We start from the raw sequence: 6,333 nt of genomic DNA on the forward strand, positions 1-6,333 counted from the left end.
GGACCGGGTCAAGGACCTCGTGATCCGGGGCGGATACAACGTCTATCCCCGAGAGGTGGAGGAGGTGCTTTACGAGCATCCGGACATCGTCGAAGCGGCGGTGATCGGGGTGCCCGACGACCACTACGGCGAGGAGGTGGCCGCGGTGATCGCCCTGCGGTCCGGAGCAGCGCTGACTGTGGACGGGCTGCGGGCGTGGGCCAAGGAACGGCTGTCGGCATACAAGGTGCCGCACCTGGTGGCCTTCGTGAACGAACTGCCCAAGGGGCCAACCGGGAAGATCCAGAAGCGTGACATCGACCCGGCGACACTCTCAAAAGGTGGCCGATAAGAATGCCAAACGGCTCGCTGGACCTGCTGAGAACGTTCCTGGCCGTCCACCGCACCGGCTCGTTCACGGCGACCGCGGAGCAGGTGGGACTGTCCCGCCCCATTGACATGAATGTGAAGGTGATTTTCCTATGAAGATGTCCGGACGGACCGCCATTGTCACCGGTGGCGCCGGGGGTATCGGCGCCGCGCTCGCCGCCCGGCTCGTGGCTGCGGGCGCTCGCGTCGTCATCGCCGACCTCGACCATGCACACGCCGAGGCCGCGGCCGAGAGCAGCGGCGCGCTTCTAGGGGTCGGCGCCGATGTCAGCTCTGCCGCCGAGCTGGCCGACCTCATCGCCCGGACGGAGAAGGGGATCGGACCGGTCGACCTGTTCTTCGCCAACGCCGGCGTCGGTGTGGGTGACGGACTGGCCGAGGACGACGCCGAGTGGGCGCTGGCCCTCGATGTGAATGTACTTGCTCACGTCAGGGCCGCTCGCCTGCTCGTCCCACGCTGGCTGGAAAGAGGCGAAGGCTACTTCGTCTCCACGGCCTCGGCGGCGGGCTTGCTGACCCAGATCGGATCGGCGCCGTACTCCGTCACCAAGCACGCGGCCGTGGCCTTCGCCGAGTGGCTCTCGGTCACCTACGGCGACCGTGGCGTGCGGGTGAGCTGCCTGTGCCCGATGGGCGTCAACACCGCCATGCTCGGTGACGGCCACATGGGCGCGCAGGCCGTGCGGGCGGCGGGAGCCGTACTGGAACCTGAACAGGTGGCCGCGCACGTGCTCGCGGCCGTCGAGGAGGAGCGTTTCCTCATCCTCCCGCATCCGGAAGTGCTGGAGTTCTTCCGGCGCAAGGCGAGTGACTATGACCGCTGGCTGGCCGGAATGCGCCGCCTGCAGGCGAAGGTGTCCTGACCATGCCGAGCCCGGAAGCGCTCCACGCGGAGATCCTGCCTGTCCTGCGGCCACAGGCCGGTCCCGCCGGCCCGGGCCTGCATTGCCGGTCCGTGACGGACCGGCCCTTGGTCCAGGCCGCCGAGCTCATCACGGTCGCGCAAGGTCTCGTCAGGGACGGCTGACGATGCGGCCGGATATCACGTTCTCGTGGAAGCGCTCAGCGATGGGTGGCTGTGATCCATCCGCTTCCCTGCACGAGCTCGCGCTGGAGGAGGTCGATTCCCACGGGCGGCTGGTCACCCTCGCCGCACCGATCCTGGACCATCTGATGGAGGACCTGGACGGCGCACGCCTGGCGGTGGTCCTTGCCGACCGGCGGGCCTGCCTCACCGACGTCCGTTGCCCGCACCCGGGCCTGCTCGACCGGCTGGAGCAGGCCGGGGCGTTGCTCGGGCGCCAACTGACTGAAGAGACGAGCGGAACCAACTCGGTCGCCACCGTCCACGAGCTGCGTCGGGGCGTCGCCGTACGAGGTGACGAGCACTATCTGGAATCGTTGCGGATCTTCAGCTGTTACGGCCGGCCGATCCGCGACCCTGTGACACGCCGCCTGCAGGGCAGCCTGAGCCTGGTCGGCTTCGCCGAAGATGACTCGATCGCCTTGGCGCCCCTGCTCGGGCGCGTGGTCATGGACCTGGAGCGGGAGCTGGCGGACGCCGCCGGCGAGCGCGAACGCCGCATGCTGGCGGCTTTCCGCGCCGCGGCGCGTACCGGACGGCCCGTGCTTGTGCTGGGCGAGGATGTCACGCTGGCCAATGCCGCCGCGGCCGAACTGCTGGAGGCCGCTGACTACGCCATGCTCCGCGGACTGCCCGCGTCTCGGACAGTTCACTTGCGGTACGGCAAGCAGGTGATGGCGGAGCTGACCGCGATCGAGCAGACCTCCGCCGTGCTCTGTGAGCTCCGCGAACCGCCCGCTCGCACCTCCGCACCTGGGTGGACCGCCTCCCGCGTACTGATCACCGGCGAACCCGGTACCGGGCGCACTACGAGGCTGCGCGAGCTGGCGGGCGGCGACGATCTGGTGGTCGTGGAAGCAATCGACGCAATGAGCGACGTGACGACCTGGCTCGACCGGTTGCGCGCGCTCGCCGAGACTCACCCCGGGTTGCTCGGGGTGGAGGACGTCCAACTCCTTCCGCCTGCCGTGGCGCTCCGCGCCGCACGCATCCTCGACACCGCGGTAGGAAGAGTGGCCCTCACAGGCACTCGAGTGCAGGAGCACGCTGAACTGCTGGCACTCTGCCCCTACCGGCTGGAGTTGTCACCCCTGCGCGAGCGCGCTCACGAGATCCCCGGCCTGGTTGCAGCCATGACCGGCGGCAGGAATGTGCGCTTCACGCCGGCGGCGCTGTCGGTGATGGCCGCCCAGGACTGGCCGGGCAATCTCCGAGAACTGGCCGCCGTCGTGGAGCTGGTCCTCCAGCGACGCGGTACCGGTGACATCACCGCGGCCGACCTGCCTCCGGGCCACCGCGACTGCCCGCGTTCCCGGCGGCTCACGGCACTGGAGCGAGCCGAGTACGCCGCGATCACCCAGGCGCTACGTTCCGCGGGAGGCAACAAGGCGCGCGCCGCGCGGCTGCTCGGGATCAGCCGGACCACTCTCTACAGCCGGATGAAGGTGTTCAAAATCTGAACAGTCGAGGTGTGCGGCCCGCGTCCACCATGGCGCCATGGTGGACTACGAGACATTCCTGATCGACGGCACGTGGGCGAAGCCGTCCGGCAGCGGGCGCATCACCGTCCTCAACGCGAGCACCGAAGAGGTCATCGGCGAGGTGCCCGAAGGCACGGCAGCCGACGTCGACGCGGCGGTCGCCGCCGCTCGCCGGGCGTTCGAAGACCGGCAGGGCTGGGGCGGCTACTCGGCCGAGCAGCGCGCCGCCGCCCTCGAGCGCCTGGCCGACGAACTGGACAAGCGGAGGGACGACATCGCCCCAAGGGTCAGCAGCCAGAACGGCATGCCGCTGGGGATCTCGCTGCAGTTCGAGGTGGGGTTCCCCACCGTCGTCCTCCGCTACTACGCTGCCCTGGCCCGCTCGACCGCCTTCGAGGAGCCGCGTCCGGGGTTCTTGGGGATGGGCGATGCGGTGATCCAGCGCAGCCCGGTCGGTGTGGTCGCGGCCATCGTGCCGTGGAACTACCCGCAGGCCCTCGCCGCCTGGAAACTCGGCCCCGCCCTGGCCGCCGGCTGCACCATGGTGCTCAAGCCTTCCCCGGAGACGGTGCTGGACGCCTACCTGCTGGCCGACGCCGTCCTGGCCGCCGGCCTGCCCCCGGGCGTCGTCAACATCGTCCCCGCCGGTCGAGAGGTCGGCGCCTACCTGGTGCGGCATCCCGGGATCGACAAGGTCGCCTTCACCGGTTCGACCGCCGCCGGTCGCGCCATCGGCGAGGTCTGCGGGCGGTTGCTGCGGCCGGTCAGTCTCGAACTGGGCGGCAAGTCGGCAGCCATCGTGCTCGACGACGCCGACCTCGACCTGACCAGGATCGGCCAAGACCTGTTCGTCGCCTGTCTGATCAACAACGGTCAGACCTGCTTCGCCGGGACGCGGGTGCTGGCACCGCGATCACGTTACGACGAGGTCGTGGACGCGTTCTCCACGCTGGCCTCCTCGCTGGCGGTGGGGGACGCGCTCGACCCGGCCACCCAGATCGGGCCCATGGCCACCGCCTCCCACCGGGCACGGGTCGAGTCCTACATCGCCAAGGGGCTGGCCGAAGGCGCCAGAGTGACCGTCGGCGGCGGCCGTCCCGAGCACCTCGACAGGGGCTGGTTCGTCCAGCCGACAGTCTTCGCCGACGTTGACAACCGCTCTACCATCGCCCAGGAGGAGATCTTCGGACCGGTGCTGTCGATCATTCCCTACACCGACGACGACGACGCCGTCCGTATCGCCAACGACTCCGAGTACGGCCTCGGCGGCACCGTCTGGACCGCGGACTCCGCACGGGGAGCCGAGATCGCCAGGCAGGTGCGGACCGGAACGATCGGAGTCAACCGCTACCTGGCCGACCCTGGCTCTCCCTTCGGTGGTGTCAAGGCCAGCGGCCTGGGCCGGGAGCTCGGCCCGGAAGGGCTCGCCGGCTACCTCGAGCTCAAGTCCATCTACGTCTGAGGCCGTTCGCATGTCCTTCACCAGTACCTATCCGGACGTCGAGATCCCCGACGTCACCGCCCATGACTACGTCCTCGATCAGATCTCGACCCACGGCTCCGCCACCGCCCTTGTGGACGGCATCAACGGTGCGGAGTACTCCTACGCCTCACTCGCCGAGTCGATCGCGGCGATGGCAGGAGCCTTCGCCGCCCGCGGCATCGCGAAGGGAGACGTGGTCGCGATCCTCAGTCCCAACTCCACGCTCTACCCAATCGTCTTCTTCGGTGCGATCATGGCCGGCGCGACTGTGACCACCGTCAACGCCCTCTACACGCCGAGGGAGATCGGCCACCAGCTCACCGACGCCGGCGCGAAGATCCTCGTCACCGTCTCGCCCTTCATGGACCGCGCGGCTCCCGCCGCCAAGGAGGCGGGAGTCACCGACGTCCTCGACGAGCACACCATCCAGGAACTGCTGGCAGCCGGGCATCCGGCTCCATCCGTCGGGTTCGACCCTGCCTCCGATGTGGCGGTCCTGCCGTATTCGAGCGGCACAACCGGGTTGCCCAAGGGGGTCATGCTCACCCATCGCAACCTAGTGGCCAATCTCGCCCAGATCCGGCCGTTGCTGCAGAACACACCGGAGGACAAGCTCGTCGCGATCCTGCCGTTCTTCCACATTTACGGCATGGTTGTGGTGATGACCTCGAGCCTCGTGACGGGCTCCACCGTCGTCACCCTGCCGCGCTTCGACCTGGCGCAGTTCCTCGCCACGCTGCAGAACCACCGCATCACCAAGGCCTTCGTGGCCCCGCCTGTCATCCTGGCCATGGCCAAGCACCCCATCGTCTCCGACTTTGACCTGTCCTCGCTCAAGCTGCTCTTCAGCGGGGCGGCGCCGCTTGACACCGACCTGGCCGCTGCTGCCGCCTCGCGGCTGGGCGTTCTGGTTCAGCAGGGGTACGGCATGACCGAGCTCTCCCCGGTCAGCCACGCCGCGTCGTACTCCGAGCCGACCACGCCGTACGGCACGGTCGGCAAACTGGTCCCGAACACCGAGGCGCGCCTCGTCGACGTCGTTGCCGGTGAGGATATATCGATCTTCGATACCCCCGGCGAGCTGCTGATCCGAGGTCCTCAGGTAATGAAGGGCTACTTGAACCAGCCACAGGCGACTGCCGGCATGCTCTCTCCCGACGGCTGGGTCCGCACCGGGGATGTCGCCGTCGCCCACGCCGACGGGACCTACTCGATCGTCGACCGAGTGAAGGAGTTGATCAAGTACAAGGGCTACCAGGTCGCCCCAGCCGAGCTGGAGGCCGAGCTCCTCACCCATCCGGAGATCGCGGACGCGGCGGTGATCGGCATCCCCTGGGAGGGCGATGAGGCTCCCAAGGCTTTCGTCGTGCGCCCTCCCGGCTCCGAAGTGACGCGCGAGGAGGTGCTCGCCTACATCGCCGGCCGGGTCGCTCCGCACAAGCGGGTACGCGTCGTGGAGTTCATCGACGCCATCCCGAAGTCCGCCAGCGGCAAGATTCTCAGGAAGGAGCTACGCGGCGCCTGATGCCGAACAGCTCTGTCAGGGTCTGGACCGTCCTCGCGGTGTCCACGTGGTGCAGTCCGGCGATTCCCAGCCGGGCTGCACCACGAGGTTCTGGTCCAGGTCGTCGATCATGAGGCAGGCTGCCGGTTCGACGTCCAGCTGTTCGCAGGCGACCTCGTAGATTCGGCGCGAGGGCTTCCGTACGCCGATTTCGCTGGAGATCACCACGACGTCGGCTATCGCGTGGAGATCGAACCCCCGGTAACAGTCGTCTCCGAGCGAGTTCGACACGATCGCCACGGGCCGGGTGTCACGCGGACCCCGTGCTCGGCCAGCCTTCTCACCAGGCCGAGCTCGAAGTCGGCGCCGGAGAGGCGCCCACATTCGTGTTCTACGAGCAGCGATCCGGCTC

Annotated in this window: 7 protein-coding genes; 6 read left to right on the plus strand and 1 reads right to left on the minus strand. The window is 68.6% G+C overall.

Translation table 11 applies throughout. The annotated features are described in order from the left end of the window. The 6 genes from DAT37_RS26075 to DAT37_RS26100 form a co-directional block, all read left to right on the plus strand. Positions 1-331: AMP-binding enzyme (locus DAT37_RS26075; protein WP_408637440.1), on the plus strand; the 331-nt coding region annotated here is incomplete at its 5' end. A 2-nt stretch (positions 332-333) separates the two neighbouring features. Further along, the gene (locus DAT37_RS45685) at positions 334-465 is read left to right on the plus strand and encodes a helix-turn-helix domain-containing protein (protein WP_109527520.1); all 132 of its coding nucleotides are present in this window, start codon (positions 334-336) and stop codon (positions 463-465) included. After that, on the plus strand, positions 462-1,232 hold the full coding sequence (locus DAT37_RS26085; RefSeq protein ID WP_109527521.1) for an SDR family oxidoreductase: 771 nt from the start codon (positions 462-464) through the stop codon (positions 1,230-1,232). The genes DAT37_RS45685 and DAT37_RS26085 overlap by 4 nt, the downstream gene beginning before the upstream one ends. A gap of 166 nt (positions 1,233-1,398) precedes the next feature. Next, positions 1,399-2,913: a helix-turn-helix domain-containing protein gene (locus DAT37_RS26090; RefSeq protein WP_157978706.1), complete on the plus strand. Its 1,515-nt coding sequence runs from the start codon at positions 1,399-1,401 to the stop codon at positions 2,911-2,913. 37 nt (positions 2,914-2,950) lie between these two features. Next, entirely contained in the window at positions 2,951-4,396 is a 1,446-nt protein-coding gene (locus tag DAT37_RS26095) for an aldehyde dehydrogenase (protein ID WP_109527523.1), read from the plus strand. 10 nt (positions 4,397-4,406) lie between these two features. Further along, positions 4,407-5,942: an AMP-binding protein gene (locus DAT37_RS26100; RefSeq protein WP_109527524.1), complete on the plus strand. Its 1,536-nt coding sequence runs from the start codon at positions 4,407-4,409 to the stop codon at positions 5,940-5,942. A 15-nt stretch (positions 5,943-5,957) separates the two neighbouring features. Here the strand turns inward: DAT37_RS26100 and DAT37_RS46265 are convergent, their stop codons facing one another. Continuing rightward, complete coding sequence (locus tag DAT37_RS46265) at positions 5,958-6,221, minus strand: HAD family hydrolase (RefSeq protein ID WP_332873357.1); 264 nt, start codon at positions 6,219-6,221, stop codon at positions 5,958-5,960. Between the last annotated feature and the right edge of the window lie 112 nt (positions 6,222-6,333).

Source organism: Nocardia aurea, from assembly GCF_003123685.1.
GTDB lineage: Bacteria > Actinomycetota > Actinomycetes > Mycobacteriales > Mycobacteriaceae > Nocardia > Nocardia aurea.

Coding starts and splice junctions, on each gene's coding strand:
- DAT37_RS26085 (WP_109527521.1), top strand. CDS start 462: ATGAAGATGTCCGGACGGACCGCCATTGTCACCGGTGGCGCCGGGGGT.
- DAT37_RS45685 (WP_109527520.1), top strand. CDS start 334: ATGCCAAACGGCTCGCTGGACCTGCTGAGAACGTTCCTGGCCGTCCAC.
- DAT37_RS26100 (WP_109527524.1), top strand. CDS start 4,407: ATGTCCTTCACCAGTACCTATCCGGACGTCGAGATCCCCGACGTCACC.
- DAT37_RS26095 (WP_109527523.1), top strand. CDS start 2,951: ATGGTGGACTACGAGACATTCCTGATCGACGGCACGTGGGCGAAGCCG.
- DAT37_RS26090 (WP_157978706.1), top strand. CDS start 1,399: ATGCGGCCGGATATCACGTTCTCGTGGAAGCGCTCAGCGATGGGTGGC.